Genomic DNA, 20,216 nt, shown 5'->3' with positions numbered 1-20,216 from the left:
ATCTGTTGGATACAATAAGCGCTAGAAAATAGCGTTTTTTATAGTCAAGATTATGCTTGGCTATTCCACTTATTAAGGTTGAGCGAAGGAAAGAGGTGAAAAGAATGAAACAAGGAATCCATCCAGAATATAAAAAAATTCAGGTACATTGCGCATGCGGAAACACTTTTGAAACTGGTTCAGTTAAAGATGAACTTAAAGTAGAGGTTTGTTCAGAATGTCATCCATTCTACACTGGTACTCAAAAACGTGTTGAGGCTGGCGGACGTATTGATAAATTTAAAAAGAAATATGGCATGAAGTAGTCATATTTAGAACTAGGGGTTTCTCAAAACCTCTAGTTTTTTTTTGCCCTTTGCACATAGTTTGATATAATGTATGGGTAGAAATAAATGAGGTGAAGATGATGAGTAAATTGTATTTTAGATATGGAGCTATGAATTGTGGTAAGTCTACCAACTTACAGCAGGTAGCTTACAATTACGGAGAACGCGGTATGAAGGCTATAATACTAAAACCTTCTATAGATTCTAAAGGAGGGAACACGGTTATATCTAGGCTCGGTGTTCAGCGTGAGGTAGATATACTAGTTCCGATGGAAACAGATGTATATACTATGATTAGAGAGTGGATAGAAAAAAAAGGAAGACCAGATTGCATACTTGTAGATGAAGTTCAATTTATGAAAAAAGAGCAGATTGATGGTCTTTTTAAAGTTGCTGTTTGCTTGGAGATACCAACTATTTGTTATGGTCTTAGAACAGATTTTCAAATGAATGGATTTGAAGGTAGTGAGAGACTTTTACTGCTTGCTCACAGTGTTGAGGAATTGAAAACTATCTGTACTTGTGGCAAGAAAGCTACGTTAAATGGACGAAAAGTAAATGGGAAATATGTATTTGAAGGAAATCAAGTGGCTATAGATCAAGAAAATGATGTAGAGTATCAGTCGCTTTGTCCAAGTTGCTATTTCAAATATAAGGCAGAATACGAGGCAGAAAAAAATGGTCTTGATTCGAATTCGGTTTCACCATGTGATTAAAAGTGAGGAGAACTTTAGTGAATAAAACTATTAATGAATGTCTAAGTGTTGGTGAAAAAATTTTGATAAAGCGTGAGTACAATAATCCTAAACTAGAGTCTAGATTACTACTTGAACACATTCTAGACTGCGACCGACTGTATCTTATGATGAATGGCAATTTGGAGATTAGTGATGAAAAGTATAGAGAATACGAGAACTTGCTAGAAGATAGAAGCACAGGGAGACCTATTCAATATATACTTGGTCATCAAGAATTTATGGGGCTTGATTTTAAATTAAATGATTATGTTTTAGTTCCTAGACCTGATACAGAAATATTAGTTGAGTATGTATTGGACTGGATAAAGGTTTACAAACTGCCTCAAAAAGATAAGATTAGAATACTTGATATAGGAACGGGATCTGGAGCCATAATTTTGAGCTTAGCGTATTATGTCAAGGAGATGGGGCTCAATGTAGAGGCGTGGTCAGTAGATGTAAATGATAGAGCTATAGATATTGCCCGGGAAAATGCTTTAAACTTCGAGATAGAAGATTGCGTCAATATAGTAAAGAGCGATGTATTTGAAGGGCTAAAAGAATTTAGAGCAAGTTTAGAAGATGAAAATGGTAAAATTTTTGATATAATAGTGTCAAACCCACCATATATACCTAGTGAGGTAATTGAAGGGCTACAGAAAGAGGTGCGTTCTTTTGAACCGCAAAATGCACTTGATGGTGGAGTTGATGGACTGGACTTTTATAGAAAAATAACGAGAGAGTCGACAGAGTGGATTAAGTGTGGCGGATTATTGGCATATGAAATAGGACATGATCAGGGATTAAGTGTTTCGGAATTACTAAAAAATAATTTTGAAAATATTGAGATTAAGAAGGATTATGGTGATAGAGACAGAGTTGTGGCCGGAGTGTATAGATTGACAAAGTAGTTAAAAGATGATAATATACTCAATTAGGGAAAGAGAGTTGTTGATGAGCGAAAATCAGGAGCTCATAGAATGAAAGAAGGTGAAAGTATGTTGAAGAATATGGATTTTTTGCAAGATAGATTTGAAGAATTGACAGAAAAAATTGCCGATCCAAATGTTATTGCCAATATTACAGAGTGGCAAAAATTGATTAAAGAGCATGCTAATTTAGAGCCGATTGTTAAAAAATACGGTGAATTTAAGCAGGCGGAAGAAGCGTTAGAAGAAAATCTTGAGATGGTTAAGATTGAAAGTGACGAAGAAATGGTAGAGATGCTTAAGGAAGAAATAAATAGTCTTAAGAAGAGTTTGCCAGAACTAGAGCATGAAATTAAATTATTACTTATACCACAAGATCCTAATGATGATAAAAACGTTATTTTGGAAATCAGAGCAGGAGCAGGTGGAGATGAAGCTGGTATTTTTGCTGGCGATTTGTTCCGTATGTACTCTAGATTTGCAGAGAGAAATAGATGGAAAATCGAGATAATGAGTATGAGCGACACTGGTGTTGGTGGTGTTAAGGAAGTTATAGCACTTATAAAGGGAAGCGGTGCGTATAGCAGACTTAAGTACGAGAGTGGAGTTCACAGAGTTCAGAGAGTTCCGGCGACAGAGTCAAGTGGACGTATACACACATCTACAGCAACAGTAGCTGTACTTCCAGAGGTTGATGATGTGGAAGTTGATGTAAACCCAAATGACTTAAAGATTGATGTGTTCCGTGCATCAGGTAATGGTGGACAATGTGTAAATACTACAGATTCAGCTGTTCGTATGACTCATATTCCAACAGGAATAGTGGTTTCTATGCAAGATGAGAAATCTCAGCTGAAAAATAGAGATAAGGCACTTAAAATACTTAAGGCTAGACTTTATGAGAAGTATCAAAGTGAGCAACAAGCAGAGATTGCTGCTGAGCGTAAGAGCCAGGTAGGATCAGGAGATCGTAGTGCTAAGATTAGAACTTACAATTTCCCACAAGGTAGAATCACAGATCATAGAATTAATATGACTGTTTATAAATTAGACGCGTTTTTAGATGGTGAAATCAATGAGATGATTGATGCACTTACTACGCAGGAGCAAACAGATAAATTAAATCATTTAGATGATGAGCTTTAGTTAGTTTAATAGTAGGAGATGAAATGGATGCACCGAATAAGTAAAAGGCACCTTTTGAGAGATGCTTTAGTAGTCGCAGTATTTTTGGGATTGGTATTGGGTCTTAGACACCATACAGTCCAACCATTAAAAATGACACCTATGGACCACAACACAGATCAGAATTTAGAGTTAGAAGAGGAGTTTTTCTGGGGAGTGCATGTAGGCTAATTTAAGGAGATGAACGAGATGGAACATGGGGGATCCGAATTTTTGATCGACTTAGTAGTAATTTTGGTATTTGCAAATTTAGGTGGTTTTTTAGCACAAAAACTTAAGCAACCAAGTGTTTTGGGACAAATTTTAGTTGGAGTGATAATTGGACCTGCGGTTATTGGATTGATTGGTCAATCTTCATTTATTGCTCATTTTGCAGAAATCGGGGTAATACTTCTTATGTTTATAGCAGGATTGGAAACGGATCTCAAGGATTTGAAGGCTTCAGGGAAGTCTTCATCTCTCATAGCTATCGGAGGTGTTTTGACACCACTTTTATTTGGTTTCCTAGCGGTAATGATTGCGGAACCTAGTTCTAGTTTTAATGAGAGATTGTTTGTGGGGATAATACTTACTGCAACTAGTGTAAGTATTACTGTTCAGGCACTTAGAGAATTGGAACAGCTAAGAACTAAGGTAGGTATAGGAATACTTGGTGCGGCTATTATTGACGATGTGCTAGGTATCATACTACTTACTATTACAGTTGGGATGATAAGTCCTGATTCTGGATCTAGTGTATACCTAGTTCTTATACAGATTATAGGATTTTTTACATTGACATTTTTTGTAGGAGTGCTTTTTGTTAGGATGATGAAAAAGTACCATAGATACTTAAATAGAGGTAATACTATTTTGCAATTAGCCCTTGTTTTTTGCTTTGTAATGTCAGTTTTAGCAGAGGAATTAGGGGTAGCAGCTATAATAGGAGCTTATTTCACAGGAGTAGTATTTTCGACGACTTCTTATAGAAATAGAGTGTCTAGTGAAACACAGCGTATTGCATATGTGTTATTTACTCCAGTATTTTTTGTAAATATTGGGCTAAGCGTTAATTTCGATGGACTTAGCGAGTCGCTAGGGGTGGCTATTGCTATCATCATTGCGGCTATTGCAGGTAAACTAGTAGGGTGCTTTGTTGGAGCTAGGGTTTCCAAATTTTCTACTCGGGAATCGTTACAGGTCGGAATTGGTATGATTCCTAGGGCAGAGGTTGCGTTGATTGTTACTAATTTGGGACTAAAGATGAATATAATAGGTCATGAGATTTTCACATCTATTATATTGTTAGTATTAGTATCGACAATTGTAACTCCTATTATGCTTAAGGCTTCATTTAAGGGTGAAAAGAAATTAAAAGAGAGTGCTTAAACCAGGGGAGCTGTATTCCTGGTTTTTTTACGGACAATAGGTTAACTGAAGAAGTTTAGGGGAGAAAAATTGTATTTTGATCGGAATTTTATTTGAAATGAGATCTATAAGAGTTGAGGTGAGTGGATATGGAAACAAAGATTGTAAAAATGACCCAAGATAATATAGATAAAAAAGCCATAGAAGAAGCAGGCGATATATTGAGAAATGGGGGACTGGTTGCATTCCCAACAGAAACGGTTTACGGATTAGGTGCAAATGCACTTGATGAAAAAGCAGCTATGTCTATATACAAGGCAAAGGGAAGACCTTCTGATAATCCGCTGATAGTTCATATAGCTCGCAGAGAAGATTTGGATTCGTTGGTAGAGTCTGTATCTGATGGAGCTGAGAGACTTATGGAAAAATTTTGGCCAGGTCCACTTACTATAGTATTTAAGAAGAGTAAATTGGTTTTGGATTCTATTACAGGAGGACTTGATACTGTAGCGATTCGAATGCCGAATCATAAAATCGCCTTAGAGCTTATAAAAGAAGCAGGGGTACCTGTAGCTGCACCTAGTGCAAATACATCGGGAAAACCAAGTCCTACAATAGCAAGCCATGTTGTAGAGGATATGGATGGAAGGGTAGATATGATAATAGACGGCGGAGATGCTGGATATGGAGTAGAATCTACTGTTGTTGATGTTTCAGGTGATGAACTGATGATACTTAGACCAGGCGGAATAACTGCTGAGGATCTTAGAGGAGTATTTGAAAAGGTGAGCTTAGATCCTGCGCTAGAGTATGGTGTATCGGATGCAGTTCCGAGATCACCGGGACAAAAATACAAGCATTATTCACCAGAGGCAGAGGTCATAATTTACACTTCTAGTGATTTAGATAAACTTTCAACAGGTATATCTAAAGTGTACGATGATTATGTAAAAGAGGGCAAGAAACCAGGAATACTTTCGACTGCTGAAACTAGTGAAAGTTATGGTGAAAGACTTCAACTGATATTGGGAGATAGATCAAATCCTATAAGTTTATCTTCTAGGTTATTTAAGAGATTAAGAGAATTCGATCAATTAGGTGTGGATGTTATTTTGGCTGAGGGATTGAATCAATTGGGTATCAATCTTGCAACGATGAATCGCTTGAAAAAGGCGGCAGCGGGGCAAGTAATTGTTATAGATTAGGCATCGTTTAGATGGGTTTGGGTATAGTTTAGATAGATTTTGCTACATTTATTTTATTAAATTTAGAGGAGGCAGCATTCGATGAAAATTGGTATTGGTAGTGATCATGGTGGATTTGAACTTAAAGAGCATTTGAGAGCGCATCTAGAGGAAAAAGGGTTTGATGTAAAAGATTATGGAACTTATAGTGAGGATTCTGTAGACTATCCAGAAATAGGTAAAAAAGTAGCTAATGGTGTCATTGCAGAGGAAGTTGAACTTGCTATTTTGGTTTGCGGAACTGGTATAGGCATAGGAATATCTGCTAATAAGGTTCCAGGAATAAGATGCGCTATTTGTAGTGATGTTTATTCTGCTAGAATGTCTAGAGCACATAATAATGCAAATATGATATCTATAGGTGGCAGAGTTGTAGGTAGAGATTTGGCATTTGAAATTATTGATACTTGGCTTAATACAGAATTCGAAGGTGGTCGTCACGCTAGACGTGTTGGCAAAATCGAAGGTTAGTTTTTAGTAAGTTAGTTTTTAGCAAGTTGTTTTTTTGTGACTTGGCTTTTACTAGCTGTATATTTTTTTGTAATTTTGAGCATAGCTCATTAAAATAAAGGAGGAACTCATATGGGTAAAGTTTTTGAAATGGACCATCCAATGGTAAAACACAAATTGACATTTATTCGTGACAAGCGTACTGGAACAAAGGAATTTAAGGAATTAGTTAAAGAGGTTTCAATCCTTATGGCTTATGAAGTAACACGCAATTTCCCACTTGAAGAAATTGAAATTGAGACGCCAGTTTGTAAGACAAAAGCTCACGTAGTGGCAGGGAAGACAGTAGGCATCGTACCAATATTAAGAGCTGGTTTAGGGATGGTTGAAGGTATGTTATCTGTAGTTCCATCTGCAAAGGTTGGACATGTTGGTTTATACCGTGATCCAGAAACTTTAGAGGCTGTAGAATACTATTGCAAGATGCCTTCAGATATAGATCAAAGAGAACTTATAGTACTTGATCCTATGCTTGCAACAGGTGGTTCTGCTATTGCTGCTATCACTCTTTTAAAAGAGAGAGGGGCAAAAAATATCAAGATGGCGAATTTAATAGCTGCTCCAGAAGGAATTGAGGCAGTTCAAAAAGCACATCCTGACGTGGATATCTATGTAGCTGCTGTAGATGAAGGCTTAAATGATCACGCCTACATCGTACCAGGTCTTGGTGATGCAGGCGATAGAATTTTCGGAACTAAATAAAAGCGGCAAGTCCCATACTAACAGTGGCGATTACCATAACCGCAGTAATGACAAGGCAGATTACCTGTCTTGTTTTTTTATTTAAATTCATTTTATTCACTCCTTTATTATAATATCCAATGAAAATATTATAGCAGATAGATGTGGAAATGCAAGTTATAGGTAAAAAGTGGCAGTAAGGATGTGTTAAAAGCAGTAAAGATGTGTTAAACGTAGTGAGGATGTATTGAGATATAGATTAAAAAATGGTGTTTTAGCAATGGGGCAAGTGACAGATGTCAACTTAGAGGAAAGCGGTTACTGATAATGGATATCATTTTTTGATAATTTACCGTATTTAGTTGAAGAATTAGTAATTTTTGTGTAAAATGAGGATAGCGCGATTTGCGTTCAATCTTATTTGTTGGGGAGGATGTAGAATGAAAAAGTTTAAGACAATACTAGCTGCTTTATTGGTTTCAGCTATGGTAGGTACGTCGTTTGCACCTGTAGCGTTTGCAACTGAAACAACTAAAGCTGAAACGACTACAGCAGCAACAGAGAAAAAAGAAGTAAAAGCAGAGGTAGCATCAAATGTAATTGACATCGTTACTTTCAATGACTTCCACGGAAACTTGAAAGAGAGCGGAAAGAATGTTGGTATGGCTAAAATGATAGCTGTAGCTAACGAAAAGCAAGCTGCAAATGAGAACACAATTGTTGTATCTGGTGGAGATAACTACCAAGGTTCAGCTATGTCAAATCTTACTTATGGTAAGCCAGTAAATGATATGTTCAAAGCTATGAACGTTGAAGTATCAGCTGTTGGTAACCACGAATTTGACTGGGGTACAAGCTATATGAAAGAATGGCAAGAAAGAGGAGATTTCTCATTCTTGGCAGCTAACGTTGTAGAAGAAGCAACTGGTAAGACTCCAGCTTGGGCTAAACCTTACCAAATTGTTGAGAAAAACGGAAAGAAAATTGCATTTATAGGACTTTCTACAGTATATACTTTAGAGTCTACAAGTGCTAAAAGCCTTAAAGGTTTAGATATCAAAAACGCAGCAGAAACTGCTAAAGAGTGGGTTGAATTCTTAAAAGCAGGTAAAGCAGAAGAGGGAACTCCAGATGCAATATTTGCACTTACTCACGTGCCATCATGGCAAGATAAATATGGTAGCGATCCTACTATTCCTGTAACAGGTGAAGAAATGGTAGAATTAGCTAAAGTTGAAGGACTTAACGGAGTTATTTCTGGTCACTCACACCAAACTGTAGCAGGTTATGTTGAAAAAATGCCAGTTGTACAGGCTTACAAGTATGGACGTGCAATGGGTAAAATGTCAGTAGAATTTAAAGAAGATGGAACAGTAGTTGCTACACCATCTATCGACTTATTATACAAGCGTAGTGGAGATATAGTTGCTAGCGAAGAAGGAACTAAAACTTATGCTAAGTGGGAAGAAGAGTTAAAGCCAATTATGCATGAAAAAGTTGGTGTTGCTATTGAAACATTTGGACATGACACATCGGTTAACAAAACAACAGCTTTAGGCTCATTTGTTTGTAAATTGATGGGAGAATTAGCTGATGCTCCAATCGCTATCCAAAATGGTGGTGGACTTAGAAGAGATATGCCAAAAGGTGATTTGACAATGGGACTTATGTATGAAATCATGCCTTTTGACAATACACTATACACAATCGAAATAACTGGTGCAGATCTTAAGATGAATATCGACAATGGTTTACAACCAGAAAATGCTAAAGCTGGATCATTCTCAGGTCTTTATGTAGAATATGACATGAGTAAAGCAGCTGGTGAGAGAATTGTAAAAATTACTCTTGAAGATGGAACTCCAATCGAAGCAGACAAGTACTACAAAGTTGTTTCAAATGACTTCTTGGTAGAAAATCCAGGAGCAGACGGATACGATTTCTCTAAAGGTAAAAATCCAAAGAATCTTATGGTTCCAATCAGAGATGCTATGGCTGATTACATCAAAGAAAAAGGTACTGTAACTCCAGAAGTTGTTGATTATGAAGTAAATGTAGAAGGCAAAACAGACGCTACAGAGGTAGCTAAAGAAGAACCTAAAAAAGAAGAAGTTAAAGAAGTAGCTAAAGAGGAAGTTAAAGAGTCAGCTTCAGAAGATCAAGAAGCTACTAAAGTAAATGCTCAAAAAGAAAAAGCAGATGCTTCTTACACAGTATATACTGTACAATCAGGTGATGTTCTTTGGAAAATCGCTGAAAAATTCGGTATGACTTATAAAGAGTTAGGTGAATTAAATAACTTAAAAGACGTGAACATGATTCATGTTGGACAACAGTTAAAAGTTCCTAGCAAATAGGATTGAACGAAACGAATTTTGAATTATAGCATGGGGTAGGTAGGAGAACCTGGGGCGAAGACCTCAGGTTCTTTTTCGCTAATTGAAAAAGCTAATTGAAAAAGCTAATTGAGAAAAGCTAATTGAGAAAAAGAGAGATGTAGTGAATAAAACATGTTGTTGTTGCTACAAATCTAAAAGAGCATATAATAGAGTGAAATGGAGTCGATGATATGAAATTGAAGTGTAAAATACATAGGGTCATATATTTATTGATTGTATTTGCAATGATGTTTCCGCTTGGAGCAGTTTTGGCAAGTGGAGATAATAGTGATAGTGATTTTGACAGAGAAGCAGGACTTAAACAGCATTTTGAAGAAGAAGTTCGTCTTAGAGAGCATGTTGTAAAGGCTAAAATTATAGACATAGTATATGATGATACTAATGAAGTAAGACCAAATCTGCCCATAGAGTCAGATATTAGGTATCAAAATTTAAAGGTAAGGTTATCTAATACAAAGCACAAAGGAGAAATTTTTACTATTAGAAATACTATAGAAATGGTTATGCCTTACAATATAATATATAAAAAGGGCGAGAGTATAATAATGTATTACACTGAGTATGAAGATGGTACTATCGAAGGATTGAGACTTTTCGGAAGATCTAGAGAAGTTCCAATTTATCTTATTGTAATATTGTTTGCAGTTTTAGTGATATTGATTGGCCGACAAAAAGGTCTAAAATCAATAGCTACACTTATTTTTACCATATTTATGATATTTTGTGTTATGCTGCCACTGGTATTACGTGGATTTTCTCCTATATTAGTTGCTGTAGGTATAGCATCCATAACATCGGTGTTTACATTGATGCTAGTTAGTGGTAGAAATAAGAAAACAGCTACTGCTATAATGGGAACTATCGCGGGAGTTGTAATAGCTGGCTGCGTTGCAATTTTCTTTGGTCAGTGGGCGCAGCTTACAGGTCTAGGAAATGAAGATGCACAATTGCTTGCATATATACCACAGCATAGGAATATGGATTATCAAGGTCTTTTGTTTGCAGGAATCATAATAGGGGCTCTAGGAGCTGTTATGGACGTTGCTATGAGTATGGCTTCGGCTATGAACGAAATAGAGACTATACACCCTAAAATAAGCAATGCAGAGCTTTTTAAATCTGGTATGAATGTTGGTAGAGATGTTATGGGTTCTATGTCAAATACACTTATACTTGCATATGTAGGTGGTTCTATACAGATATTGCTACTATTTTTAGCTTATCAAATATCACCATTTGTTATAATGAATATGGATCAAATGGCGTCGGAGATAATAAGAGCACTTGCGGGAAGTATAGGACTAGTTTGTGCTATACCAGCTACGGCAGTTGTGTATATCAAAAATAGAACTAATAAAGTTAGGAAAATCAAAAAATCAAAAAAATAGCGCTTATTATAGCGCTAATAATTCTTTCAAATCCCCGACTCTAGATCGACTCACGGGGATTTTTTCTTTGTGTTTTTCGAGATAAGCATTCCAAGAATACCCTATTGTAGGAGATAGTTTTACAAGTTTATTCAAATTTATTAGATAACTTTTATGGCATCTGTAAAAGTTACTAGCTACGAGTTTTTTCTCATAATACGAAAGAGTCTTGTTAATAGTATAGTGGCAGTCAGAAGTATGGATGTGTATTTCTTTTCCTCTAGATTCGAAGTAAGATATATCGTTTATATCGATAAGTATCATGCTTTCATCTTGAGAAATTACTATTTTACCCAGAGGCTTCATAGAACTAGTAGATATCTCTTCTAAAATGTCGGGATTTATAGATTTGCTTTTATTTACTATTCTAGATAGAGTTTGATTTAAGCGCTGAGTAGATATAGGTTTCAAAAGATAATCAAGGGCATTTATCTCAAAGGCCTCTATCGCATATTCGTCGTAAGCTGTAGTAAATACTATATTGCAATGTGGAGTTATCTTTAAAAGCTGCTCTGCAAGATATATTCCGTTTAAATCAGGCATTTCAATATCTGTAAATACTAAATCCGGAGCTTTAGTTTTAAAATCAGATAAAGCTTCAAGTGCTGATGTATAAAGTCCTATTATATCAACTTCTGTGTTATGCTCTAGTAGACTTTTTAGATATTTAGCAGCATTTGGTTCATCGTCTATTATGAATGTTTTTACCATTTTCAATACCCCTTTTAGATGTTATTGGAATTTGTATATCAATTCTAGTTCCAGTTGATTTTGAGCTTGTTATGACTAGACCACGTCCATAAAGCATTTCTAACCTGTGATGAGTTGCATAGAGACCGAGCCCAACTCTTTTTTGAGATTGTGATTCTACTAATTTGCCCGAAAGAAGTTTTTTTACATTGGTTTTTGATATTCCAGGTCCGTTGTCTTGTATGCTTATTACTACCCCTGAATTCGAATGTTTTATAGAGATAGATAGAAATATGTTATTATTTATATTCCCATGTTCTATAGCATTTTCTACTAAAGGTTGTAATAAAAGTGGAGGGACTCTTAAAAAATAAGAATTTGGATCTATATCATAATTTACATTTATTTTATTGCCGAATCGTGCTCTTTGAAGAGCGATATACGAATGCACTACATCTAGTTCTTGTTTTATAGAGACTACTTTGTCTAAATTTTGAGTTTCGGATCTGAACTTAGCTCTCAGGTAATTGCTGAAATCAATCAGTAAATCTTTTGCTTGTTCTGGTTCAGTATCAATCATGTAAATTGCTGTGTTTATGGAATTGTGAAGAAAGTGTGGTGCGATTTGAGATTGCAATAGTGATATTTTGAAATTAGTCTGTTCTTTGGCTCCTTCAAATGCTTTAGATATATCTAAATTTAGAGAGTGTGAGAAACAGAGTAAAAATACTAGTATGCCCAAAGAGAATAGATTTGAATATTCATTAAAAACTATCAGTCCTTTTTGTGTACAAGAGTTCAATGCATATCATTGTGCACGAAGTTAAAATTCCAAATAGAACTATCGCATAGTGTTTTTTGTATTTTATTTCAATAATTATAAAATAGCATATGATTATTGATAGCAAAATCATAGATGCGCCTATCATCAGCAGAACTTTGCCATAGATTTCAAAAGGAAAAATCAATATTATAAATAAATAGCTAATAAGAGTTATTCTAGCAAATAGAAATAGTTCCCTAGGAATAATATTTTCAAAGTAGCTGAAAATAATTTCAAATATAATAAGAATAATTAGCACACTAAAAAAATATTCCAATTTAAATTGCATTTCAAAAGAGAAGTCTAAAGAAAAAGCACTCAATATAAAGCTACTAGTCAAAGCTAGTTTGAAAATGCAAAAGAGTGATGTGGTAGCTAATTTAAAATATAGTTGACTTTGATTTTGTAAAAAAGACATACTTAGATTCCAGAAAAATATGAAGCAAAATATTCCTAAAAGAATTGAAGATTTGAACAATTCATGTTTTGAAATATTTTGTATGTTTTCAGGGATACCTATTAGTATGGGTGTCCAAGCACCGCCCTTAAAATGGTGGAAATTAGAAATTTTTAGAGACAGATATAAGACATCACTGCTTGGTTTATATATGATTGTTTGGTGTTTTATTTGAGCAAATTCAGAGCTTTTATCATTTCCGATAAGACCAGATGATATCAATTCACTATTATTTATTGAAAAGCTATAAGCTGATGGCATATCCATAAATTTAAATGAGTAGAGTTCGTAGTTCGGGTTTAGTTTTAATTTCAACATATATTCACCATAGCCTTGCGGTGAATAATTTGGATTTTGAGAAAAAGAACCTGGTAATTTTGCAAATTCACCTAAGCTAGAATTTTTTAAATCCAAATAGTTAAAGGACCATTCGCCGTTTAATGAGTGAATATATCTTTGAAAATCGTATTCAGATAAATCTAAATAGCCATTTTGGGCAGAAGTATAATCTATATCTATATTTGATGGCTCAAGTGCTAATAATGAGATTAAAATAAATACAAAAATAATTAAAAATCCTGCTCCGATTATTTTCATAAACTGTTTTTTCATTATTTGTCTCCAATTTTACATTTAAAATTCTGTGTCATTATATGTTATAATTATAGCATATAATGGGTTGTATGGGTGTTTGGATAGATTTGAGGAGGATTAAAATGGCAAGACGCGATAAACACAATTATTATTTGGACATAGCAGAAACTGTACTAGAGAGAGGGACTTGTCTTAGAAGAAATTATGGTGCGATAATAGTTAAGCATGATGAAATTATTTCTACAGGATATACAGGAGCTCCTAGAGGTAGAGAGAATTGTTCAGATTTGGGGTATTGTATGAGAAATAAATTACAAATACCTAGAGGGCAGAGATATGAGATGTGCAGAAGTGTTCATGCTGAGCAAAATGCTTGTTTACATGCATCGAGACGAGAGATGATTGATGGAACATTGTATTTAGTTGGAAGAGATGTAAAGACTGGAAAACTTGTTGAAAATGCGAATTCATGTGCAATGTGCAAACGACTTGTTATTAACTCTGGTATAAAAGAAGTGGTTATACGAGACACCCATGAGGAATATAGAGTGATTTTGGTATCGGATTGGATTGAAAATGATGACTCATTGACTGAAGAAATGGGCTACTAAAATCTGTAAATTCTGAATTTGAAAAGAAGTATTGACTTATCAATCTGCCCGTGGTATTATATATCTTGTCAGCAGGACAAACCGCTGACATGCTAGGCCGAAGTGGTGGAACTGGCAGACGCGCTGGATTCAAAATCCAGTGGTGGAAACATCGTGTGGGTTCGAGTCCCACCTTCGGCACCAGAGAGTGTCATCACTTGCTGAGTGATGACGAAAGGAGATGCGATTGCATCTCCTTTTTTTGTGTTCTAAAAAATTTCAAAATAAAAATAAGCTACCTTTTGCAGATTATATAATTATTGGTAAAAATAACCCAGTAATATATATTGAATAGGTAGCCTATTTTAAAATAGTACTAAAAAATTTTATTTGTCGTTTAGAGTTTGCTTCTCAATATTTCTATGTTTTGTTCCCATCTCATAAGCATAACCGATGCTTAATAACTTATCATCTTCAAATGCTCTACCTACGAAAGTAACACCAATAGGCTCATTATTTTCTCTATACCCTGCAGGAACGGTTAGAGCTGGATATCCTGCTGCTGCGTAGACTCCAGATAAATGATTGCTAATAGAGAATATTGCATCCACATCTTTCAGAGCTTCATCTAAAGCTGTTCGAGTTGTAGTTCTATTAGAATCTACAAGAGCTTTCAGCTTATCTTCAGAAAGAGCTTCTTTTTGAGCTGATTCTATTAAATCTTGACCAAGAGGAGCTCTATTTTCAATGTCTTCTTTATTATATGCTATAAGATCTTCTATAGAACGTATAGATTCAATATCGTTTGATTTTATATAAGCATTTACTCCGTATTTGAATTCGCTTTTCAAAACATTCATAGAATCTATATTAAATGCGGACATAGGAATTTCTACTTCGATAACTTCTGCGCCGAGTTTTTCAAGTTCTGTTTTTACATTTTCAAGTGCAGCTTTATCTTCGCTTCTCTGTAGATAAGAGAATACTTCACCAGTAGCTAGTGCTATTTTCTTGCCCTTCAAATAACTAGAATCTAAAACATTTTTATAGTCTTTGCCTTTGTACTTCTCATTATCTGTGAGTGCATACAATAGAGCAGCTGCATCCTCGACGTGTCTAACTGTTGGTCCGGCAGTGTCTTGTGAATCTGCTATAGGGATTATGTTCTCTGTGCTCCACAGACCCCATGTAGGTTTTAATGCAACTACGCTATTTTGTCCCGAAGGATAAATTAACGATCCGCTAGTTTCTGTACCTATGGCTAGTGCTGATAGGTTAGCTGATACTGAAGCTGCGGGACCAGAACTTGATCCACCTACATCAAATGTTCCGTAGGGGTTGTGAGTTTGGCCACCTAGCGCCGAATAACCGTTATTGCTATTTGAAGTCATAAAATTTGACCATTCGCTCAAGTTTGCCTTACCGAGAACGATAGCACCTTGTTCCCTAAGTTTTGTTACTATATGCGCTTCTTTTTTGCTGAGAGCATTTTCGAGAGCCTTTGCACCTGCAGTGTTTGGAATATGGTCACCAGTTGCGATATTGTCTTTTAATAACACAGGAAGACCATATAGTGAGCCTCTAACATCTGTAGAGAATCTATCGCTATCTAGAGCCATAGCTCTTTCCAATGCTTTTGAATTTAAAGTTATTATTGAATTTAATTTATTTACATCATAAGCTTCTATTCTCTTTAGATAGTAAGTAACCAACTCTACGCTAGTTATTGATTTGTCATCTAGTGCTTTTTGTAAATCGGATACGCTAGCTTCTAGCACTATTTTATCTAATTCTTGAACTCGTTCGTTACTCATTGAATCCATAGCTGATTTAAAAGCGGAGAAGTCTAAAGCTTTTTTTGAGCTTGTTTTCACTTCTTTTTCATTTTGATTTTTTGCCCACTCTGATACCACTAAATCATTTGTGTTTTGCTGAGATGAATCTTTTTCAGAACTAACTATTTCGTTAGATACTGTATCTGTTTTAGATGTTTGCAAATAGATTCCCCCACCTACTATTGCAGCCGCTAAAACTAACCCTAATAATATTGACTGTTTTTTCATATTAAACTGAACCTCCTAAAATTTGAAATCACATTATTATATAATTACCCAATTAAGATTTGATTAAAAACGATATAAACGTAAATTAAGAAAAGTAAACTGCAAATTTTTTTTGTATATCTTCATTGTGGCTAATAATTTGTATATAATAGAAGGGATGTATTTATAGGGTTTTTTAATAGTTATTGGAGGGACAGATAATGAAGATCAAAGGAAAAATGACAATGTATTTGGCAGTGATACTTATTCTTATAACCGGGATAAGTGCTTTTTTTGCTAGAAGTATACAAAAAAAGACATCTACAGCTGTTGAAGAGAGCAAATGGGAACTTAATAGAAGTAGTGAAAAAGATGTAGAAAATACGCTGATGGAATTATCAAAGCAGATTGGTGAGTACGTGCTAATTCTCGAGAATGATTTAGAGCATATGCTCAAGATCGCTGGAGAAAGTATGATTGTAATTGACAGAGAGAGAACTAATGGAGGTAAGGATTTTGCACTAAAAAATTTAGTTGAGCTTAAAGAGCGTTTTGATGTGGATGATTTGTACGTTACTAACGCTGCTGGCGTATTTACTTATTCGACATCAAATCAGGCAGTTGGAAATAATTTATTTGATATATGGGAAGGATATAGAGGATTAATTACTGGGGAAACTGATGAAATAATTACGCCACTTACTATACAAGCAGAAACTGGTGATATATTTAAATTTATTGCACTTCCGAGAGCTGATGGACGAGGAATAGTTGAGGCGGCAATAGATGCTAATACTATAGGAGAATCACTAAAAGAGTTAATTGATGGCAAAAGCGGGATTGAATTGTTTAACCTTGTAAATTCAGATGGTGTGGTTTTAATTGAATCATCAGCAGAGGGAATAGATAATAGCATAAAAATTGGTGAGAAAAGTAGTGATCAGTTTATAAATGAGGTATTTAGCTCTAAAGAATCTAAAATAGAAGGCCTGGGAAGAAATGTAACTATATATGCGCCTATCGAAAAGCAAGGAAAGGTGATTTACGCTCTTAAGTTACAGTTAGATACAGTGGAGTACTATAGGAATCTAGATATAGCGACGAAGCACATGGAGAGTATACAGGGTATACAAGAGAGGGAAAGCTTAAAATCAATTTCAATGATAATAATATTTGCAGTAATTATACTTGTAACATCTATAATAATTGTTGGTTTTTACCTTAGACCATTAAAGCATTTGACACGAGAGGTAAATGAGATTTCAGAAGGAATATTAGATGGAGAAAATTTTCAAATAAGCACAAATGACGAATTTGGAGAATTGTCTAGAGATTTCAATTCTATGAAGAGGCAATTGAGAGAACTTATAGGACATCTTAAATCGCATGCAGAGGATGTTGATTCTTCAGCTAGTCAATTAGGAGAGATTATAGAACAAAATAGTCAAGCATCTACTCAGATAGCAGAATCTATAGGATTAGTAGCGGAAAATTCTAGAGAACAAATGGAAGTGGTGCAATCAGCTTCTGATAAGCTTGTAGATGCAGATAGTCATGTGGATTTGACATTGGATGCGTCGAAAGATATGCAAAATGAAGCGAAAAAGACGAAAGAAGTAACGATAAAGGGCAGAGATGCATTGGAAATTACTGAAGAAAAACTTGGAAAGACTGGTGAAAATATCGCCGAGCTTTCAAATTTTGTAGAGGAGCTAGATAAAAGCTCTAAAGAAATAGGGGATATACTTTCTGTCATTCAGGGGATTACTGAACAAACTAATTTGTTGGCATTAAATGCTGCTATAGAAGCATCGAGAGCTGGTGAACACGGAAGAGGATTTGCTGTAGTAGCAGAGGAGATTAGAAAACTAGCCATGAATTCGAAGAGCTCTACTGAACAGATAAATGATATCGTATCAAAGAATACTTCTAATACTGAGAGGATAATAAAATCGATTGAAGCAGTTACAGAAGTCATGGAAGAGAGTGTTTTAGCTATAAAAACTTCGGGAAAATATTTTGGAGATATAGAGAGTCAAGTAGCAAATGTAAATTCAGGAATAAATTCAGTTGAAAGAAAAATACTTGATATAAGGGCTATAATGCAGAGCGTAGTGGAAAAATCTTCTGAGCTTTCAAATTATGCAAAAGAGACGGCGGCAGAGTCACAAAATGTGTCGGCAGCAGCAGAAGAACAGCTTGCATCTATGGAGGAGACGCAGAGTGCAGGAGAGGCTCTTGAAAACTTAGCTAAAAATTTGTCAAATGAGGTAAGTCATTTCAAGCTATAGAAGTAGGAATAAGCATTGATTTTACCCTTTGAATGTATTATATTAGATACATGGACTTATGAGATAAGAGAATAGATATAATTTGTATCGATGATATAAAGAGGGGGAGCTCGGATGGGAACAATATTCGGAATCTTTATGGTAATGGTCATTTTATGGATTATTATATCGACGATTATGCTCAATGAAAAGGTTGAGACTTCAGTTGAGAATATGATGAAGGATAGTATTAATTTAGAAGAGACGATAAAAGAATCGGATATAGAAGATGTACCGGAAATAGTTTGGAAATATTACAATTTTGCAGGTGTTTTTGGTAAAAAGAAAATTTCTAGAGTTAAGCTCAAGATGAAAGGCAAGGTAAGACACGCAGAGCACGAGGTTTGGAGAACGTTTACATCAGAACAGTACTACACTATAGACCCTATAGCATATGTATGGAGTAAGAGAAGCTACATAGGTAGATTTCCGCTTACGCTTATGTATGAGAGACTAGGGGAAGCTATGGGTTATATGATTTATAAGGTATTTGGAAGTATAAAGCGATTCGAACACTCGGGAAGAGCTGTAAATGAAGCAGCAGTACTAAAATACCTAAGTGATGTACTTTGGTTTCCAACAGCGTTTACGCACCAAGATATTCACTGGGAGCCTGTTGATGATCAATCGGCAAGGGCTATAATTACCAAGGGAACGATAACTAGATCTGCACTGTTCTATTTTACAGAGGATGGTGTGCCAGTTAATTTTGTATCGAATAGATACAAGTATAGAGGCAAGGAAAAGGGAACTTACGAATGGTCAGTTCCAGTTAAAGGTTGGAAAGAATTTCACGGTTTTAAAGTGCCTCAATTTGGTAGAGTGCTTTGGCATTTGCCAGAGGGAGATTTTTGTTATATGCAATTTGAGATAGTTGATGTTCAGTTTGACGACAATTTTTAAAATAAGTTAAAAATTGCGGATGAGAAGTGAAAAGCGAAGAATAATCGATGAAGTCAGGAATTTAGGGTTGCTTTAAATTCTTGGCTTTGTTTTTGTTGTGATTCATAGCTATTTGCTAAGTAAATAGATTTTTATGCGAGGTAATTTAAAGAACTGTGATATAATTGAACTACCAATAAAAATCATTTATATAAGGAGGACTAAATGTTATCTACTAAAGCAAATGAAGTACTTGAAACCTTAAATGCAGATAGTGTACCAATGGGAAAACTTAAATCCATAGCTAAAGGCATTAAAAGAGACCATGCCTTAGCTATGGAACTGTGGTCAACTGAAAAATATTACCCGAGACTTGTGGCTGTTCTTATTTTAGATAAAAATACACTGTCATTGTCTGTTATCGAAACCATGATGTCGGACTTGGCTGTTCATGAAGAAACCGAAGCTCTAAGAATATCCGAGTGGTTTCTGGCAAACCAACTTACTAAAAGCAAGAAGACAATCAAATTACTAGAAAGTTTTCAACACCATAATCAATCAATACTTAGAAGACTATTTTGGTATTATCAAGCCAGATTAAGATGGACAGGCAAAACAGAATTTGAGAATACCAATAGGTTGGTTCATGACATAGAATCTGACTTAGCGACAGAAGAACCGATTGTTCAGTGGACTATGAATATGTGTGCTGCATGGATTGGAATTTTTGAGCCTATTTATAAAGATAGATTAGTTGCTCTAGGAGAAAAAGTTGGTTTATACAAGAGTGAAAAGGTAGCAAAAGGTTGCACTCCTAACTATTTACCTGAATTTATAAAAATTGAGTCTGAAAAACACAAATAGGTAAGATGGTTTCATTCTTTTTCGTTACCTGATATTTCTTTTTTGCTTGTTTTTCTTTCTTTTCCCTGCTAGAATGTAAAAAATACTTGCAGAAAGGTGTGGTGGTTTTTAGATGAGTGATGTATTTGTAAATAGTGAAACTAGGCTTTACGGTTTGAT

Annotated in this window: 19 protein-coding genes and 1 tRNA gene; 16 read left to right on the top strand and 4 right to left on the bottom strand. The window is 35.2% G+C overall.

What is annotated here, in order from left to right:
• Window positions 1-104 precede the first annotated feature (104 nt).
• The 11 genes from rpmE to N4A40_11160 all read left to right on the top strand — a co-directional run bounded on the left by rpmE (window position 105) and on the right by N4A40_11160 (window position 10,746).
• Window positions 105-305: a 50S ribosomal protein L31 gene (rpmE, locus tag N4A40_11210; GenBank protein MCT4662420.1), complete on the top strand. Its 201-nt coding sequence runs from the start codon at window positions 105-107 to the stop codon at window positions 303-305.
• 101 nt (window positions 306-406) lie between these two features.
• Window positions 407-1,042, top strand: a complete 636-nt coding sequence (locus N4A40_11205) for a thymidine kinase (protein MCT4662419.1) — start codon at window positions 407-409, stop codon at window positions 1,040-1,042.
• Between the two features lie 17 nt (window positions 1,043-1,059).
• Window positions 1,060-1,974, top strand: a complete 915-nt coding sequence (prmC, locus tag N4A40_11200) for a peptide chain release factor N(5)-glutamine methyltransferase (protein ID MCT4662418.1) — start codon at window positions 1,060-1,062, stop codon at window positions 1,972-1,974.
• Between the two features lie 87 nt (window positions 1,975-2,061).
• Window positions 2,062-3,138 carry a peptide chain release factor 1 gene (gene prfA / locus N4A40_11195; protein ID MCT4662417.1) on the top strand — a complete coding sequence of 359 codons (1,077 nt, stop codon included), beginning with the start codon at window positions 2,062-2,064 and terminating at the stop codon, window positions 3,136-3,138.
• A gap of 27 nt (window positions 3,139-3,165) precedes the next feature.
• The gene (locus tag N4A40_11190) at window positions 3,166-3,348 is read left to right on the top strand and encodes a hypothetical protein (protein MCT4662416.1); all 183 of its coding nucleotides are present in this window, start codon (window positions 3,166-3,168) and stop codon (window positions 3,346-3,348) included.
• Between the two features lie 18 nt (window positions 3,349-3,366).
• A complete protein-coding gene (locus tag N4A40_11185) occupies window positions 3,367-4,545 on the top strand; it encodes a cation:proton antiporter (protein MCT4662415.1) in 1,179 nt (392 codons plus the stop codon).
• A 128-nt stretch (window positions 4,546-4,673) separates the two neighbouring features.
• Window positions 4,674-5,729, top strand: coding sequence for an L-threonylcarbamoyladenylate synthase (locus N4A40_11180; GenBank protein ID MCT4662414.1), 1,056 nt, complete (start codon window positions 4,674-4,676; stop codon window positions 5,727-5,729).
• 81 nt (window positions 5,730-5,810) lie between these two features.
• Complete coding sequence (gene rpiB, locus N4A40_11175; GenBank protein MCT4662413.1) at window positions 5,811-6,239, top strand: ribose 5-phosphate isomerase B; 429 nt, start codon at window positions 5,811-5,813, stop codon at window positions 6,237-6,239.
• A gap of 111 nt (window positions 6,240-6,350) precedes the next feature.
• Entirely contained in the window at window positions 6,351-6,980 is a 630-nt protein-coding gene (upp, locus tag N4A40_11170; GenBank protein ID MCT4662412.1) for a uracil phosphoribosyltransferase, read from the top strand.
• 419 nt (window positions 6,981-7,399) lie between these two features.
• Window positions 7,400-9,316 carry a 5'-nucleotidase C-terminal domain-containing protein gene (locus tag N4A40_11165; GenBank protein ID MCT4662411.1) on the top strand — a complete coding sequence of 639 codons (1,917 nt, stop codon included), beginning with the start codon at window positions 7,400-7,402 and terminating at the stop codon, window positions 9,314-9,316.
• A gap of 212 nt (window positions 9,317-9,528) precedes the next feature.
• Window positions 9,529-10,746, top strand: a complete 1,218-nt coding sequence (locus N4A40_11160; protein ID MCT4662410.1) for a YibE/F family protein — start codon at window positions 9,529-9,531, stop codon at window positions 10,744-10,746.
• Window positions 10,747-10,752: 6 nt separating this feature from the next.
• Here the strand turns inward: N4A40_11160 and N4A40_11155 are convergent, their stop codons facing one another.
• Genes N4A40_11155 through N4A40_11145 form a run of 3 tightly spaced genes read right to left on the bottom strand, consistent with a single transcriptional unit; the run spans window position 10,753 to window position 13,367 of the window.
• On the bottom strand, window positions 10,753-11,496 hold the full coding sequence (locus N4A40_11155; protein MCT4662409.1) for a LytTR family DNA-binding domain-containing protein: 744 nt from the start codon (window positions 11,494-11,496) through the stop codon (window positions 10,753-10,755).
• Window positions 11,468-12,217 (bottom strand): histidine kinase, encoded by a 750-nt coding sequence (locus N4A40_11150; GenBank protein ID MCT4662408.1) that lies wholly within the window; start codon window positions 12,215-12,217, stop codon window positions 11,468-11,470. The genes N4A40_11155 and N4A40_11150 overlap by 29 nt, the downstream gene beginning before the upstream one ends.
• A gap of 22 nt (window positions 12,218-12,239) precedes the next feature.
• Window positions 12,240-13,367 carry a hypothetical protein gene (locus N4A40_11145; GenBank protein MCT4662407.1) on the bottom strand — a complete coding sequence of 376 codons (1,128 nt, stop codon included), beginning with the start codon at window positions 13,365-13,367 and terminating at the stop codon, window positions 12,240-12,242.
• 104 nt (window positions 13,368-13,471) lie between these two features.
• Here N4A40_11145 and N4A40_11140 point away from each other — a divergent pair, with 104 nt between their 5' ends.
• Together N4A40_11140 and N4A40_11135 are read left to right on the top strand one after the other, a co-directional pair.
• Window positions 13,472-13,960, top strand: coding sequence for a deaminase (locus tag N4A40_11140; protein MCT4662406.1), 489 nt, complete (start codon window positions 13,472-13,474; stop codon window positions 13,958-13,960).
• A 96-nt stretch (window positions 13,961-14,056) separates the two neighbouring features.
• Window positions 14,057-14,143: transfer RNA gene (locus N4A40_11135), tRNA-Leu, on the top strand.
• A gap of 182 nt (window positions 14,144-14,325) precedes the next feature.
• On the opposite strand, the gene N4A40_11130 is transcribed toward N4A40_11135, so the two are convergent.
• Window positions 14,326-16,002, bottom strand: coding sequence for an amidase family protein (locus tag N4A40_11130; GenBank protein MCT4662405.1), 1,677 nt, complete (start codon window positions 16,000-16,002; stop codon window positions 14,326-14,328).
• A 200-nt stretch (window positions 16,003-16,202) separates the two neighbouring features.
• On the opposite strand from N4A40_11130, the gene N4A40_11125 reads away from it, so the two are divergent.
• The 3 genes from N4A40_11125 (at window position 16,203) to N4A40_11115 (ending at window position 20,057) form a co-directional block, all read left to right on the top strand.
• Entirely contained in the window at window positions 16,203-18,272 is a 2,070-nt protein-coding gene (locus tag N4A40_11125; protein ID MCT4662404.1) for a methyl-accepting chemotaxis protein, read from the top strand.
• Window positions 18,273-18,386: 114 nt separating this feature from the next.
• Window positions 18,387-19,214, top strand: coding sequence for a hypothetical protein (locus N4A40_11120; GenBank protein ID MCT4662403.1), 828 nt, complete (start codon window positions 18,387-18,389; stop codon window positions 19,212-19,214).
• 204 nt (window positions 19,215-19,418) lie between these two features.
• Window positions 19,419-20,057 (top strand): DNA alkylation repair protein, encoded by a 639-nt coding sequence (locus N4A40_11115; protein MCT4662402.1) that lies wholly within the window; start codon window positions 19,419-19,421, stop codon window positions 20,055-20,057.
• Window positions 20,058-20,216 lie beyond the last annotated feature (159 nt).

Source organism: Tissierellales bacterium (assembly GCA_025210965.1).
Taxonomy (GTDB): domain Bacteria; phylum Bacillota; class Clostridia; order Tissierellales; family JAOAQY01; genus JAOAQY01.
The sequence above is the reverse complement of the archived record's forward strand: the minus strand, read 5'-3'. Positions and strand labels throughout refer to the sequence as shown.

Bases quoted from the DNA above. Each gene is read 5' to 3' on its own strand.
- N4A40_11115 (MCT4662402.1), top strand. From the start codon at position 19,419: ATGTTATCTACTAAAGCAAATGAAGTACTTGAAACCTTAAATGCAGAT.
- rpmE (MCT4662420.1), top strand. From the start codon at position 105: ATGAAACAAGGAATCCATCCAGAATATAAAAAAATTCAGGTACATTGC.
- rpiB (MCT4662413.1), top strand. From the start codon at position 5,811: ATGAAAATTGGTATTGGTAGTGATCATGGTGGATTTGAACTTAAAGAG.
- N4A40_11120 (MCT4662403.1), top strand. From the start codon at position 18,387: ATGGGAACAATATTCGGAATCTTTATGGTAATGGTCATTTTATGGATT.
- upp (MCT4662412.1), top strand. From the start codon at position 6,351: ATGGGTAAAGTTTTTGAAATGGACCATCCAATGGTAAAACACAAATTG.
- prfA (MCT4662417.1), top strand. From the start codon at position 2,062: ATGTTGAAGAATATGGATTTTTTGCAAGATAGATTTGAAGAATTGACA.
- N4A40_11160 (MCT4662410.1), top strand. From the start codon at position 9,529: ATGAAATTGAAGTGTAAAATACATAGGGTCATATATTTATTGATTGTA.
- N4A40_11180 (MCT4662414.1), top strand. From the start codon at position 4,674: ATGGAAACAAAGATTGTAAAAATGACCCAAGATAATATAGATAAAAAA.
- N4A40_11125 (MCT4662404.1), top strand. From the start codon at position 16,203: ATGAAGATCAAAGGAAAAATGACAATGTATTTGGCAGTGATACTTATT.
- N4A40_11155 (MCT4662409.1), bottom strand. From the start codon at position 11,496: ATGGTAAAAACATTCATAATAGACGATGAACCAAATGCTGCTAAATAT.
- N4A40_11165 (MCT4662411.1), top strand. From the start codon at position 7,400: ATGAAAAAGTTTAAGACAATACTAGCTGCTTTATTGGTTTCAGCTATG.
- N4A40_11145 (MCT4662407.1), bottom strand. From the start codon at position 13,367: ATGAAAAAACAGTTTATGAAAATAATCGGAGCAGGATTTTTAATTATT.
- N4A40_11140 (MCT4662406.1), top strand. From the start codon at position 13,472: ATGGCAAGACGCGATAAACACAATTATTATTTGGACATAGCAGAAACT.
- N4A40_11190 (MCT4662416.1), top strand. From the start codon at position 3,166: ATGCACCGAATAAGTAAAAGGCACCTTTTGAGAGATGCTTTAGTAGTC.
- N4A40_11130 (MCT4662405.1), bottom strand. From the start codon at position 16,002: ATGAAAAAACAGTCAATATTATTAGGGTTAGTTTTAGCGGCTGCAATA.
- N4A40_11185 (MCT4662415.1), top strand. From the start codon at position 3,367: ATGGAACATGGGGGATCCGAATTTTTGATCGACTTAGTAGTAATTTTG.
- N4A40_11205 (MCT4662419.1), top strand. From the start codon at position 407: ATGAGTAAATTGTATTTTAGATATGGAGCTATGAATTGTGGTAAGTCT.